This is a genomic window from Bacillus sp. MM2020_4 (assembly GCF_011250555.1).
In the GTDB taxonomy this organism is placed as follows: domain Bacteria; phylum Bacillota; class Bacilli; order Bacillales; family Cytobacillaceae; genus Neobacillus.
The window spans coordinates 1-927 of record NZ_JAANMZ010000104.1 but is presented as its reverse complement, the minus strand read 5'-3'; the positions used below and the strand labels follow the sequence as shown (position 1 = coordinate 927).

1 protein-coding gene is annotated in these 927 nt (G+C 35.2%); it reads left to right on the top strand.

What is annotated here, in order from left to right:
- On the top strand, positions 1–881 hold an 881-nt coding region (locus G6554_RS25295; RefSeq protein WP_166246842.1), incomplete at its 5' end, for an IS3 family transposase.
- Positions 882–927 lie beyond the last annotated feature (46 nt).

The window sequence follows — 927 nt, the reverse complement described above, 5'->3', positions numbered from 1 at the left end:
TAAGCGAAACCCGATTTGAAGATAAATATATAGCAATTCAAGAACTTCATGAGAAAGAAGACTTTTGTATTATCATGCTTTGTAAAATCGCTGGTATTTCACGAGCTGCTTACTATAAATGGTTAAAGCGCACACCTTCCGCACGAGAACTTCAGAATGAAGGAATTATTAAAGAGATGAAAGCTATCCATGAAAAAGTGGAAGGTATCTATGGTTATCGTAGAATGATGATGACCATAAATAGAAAACTAGGTGAACAATTCAACCACAAACGCTATTACAGACTAATGAAACTGGCTGGAATAAAGTCTGTAATTCGTATAAAAAGGAAACGTCATAAGCACTCTACTCCACAAAATGTAGCAGAAAATGTATTAAACCGCGAATTCGCTGCAGAAAAACCAAATGAGAAATGGGTAACAGATGTAACAGAATTTAAATATGGTTCGTCAAAGAAAGCTTATTTAAGCGCCATTAAAGACCTATATGATGGGTCTATTGTTAGTTATGTTTTTGGGCATTCAAATAATAATAAACTTGTTTTCGAGACTTTTGATCAAGCTATAAAGTTGTTGGATGGAGACCACCCACTTATTCATAGTGATCGTGGTTTCCAATACACTTCTCATGGCTTTAAACGTAGAATAGACAAGGCAGAGATGACACTAAGCATGTCAAGAGTAGGAAGATGTATAGATAATGGACCAATGGAATCCTTTTGGGGAACCCTCAAATGTGAGAAGTACTATTTACGTAAATTTGAGACATTTGAAGAATTGTCTAAAGCAATAAATGAATATATACATTTCTATAATCATGATAGATATCAAAAACGACTAAACGGCCTCAGCCCTATGGAATATAGAGCTAAAGCCGTTTAAGCACCTTTTTATTATTTCCACTGTCTACTTGACAGGGGGCACTTCA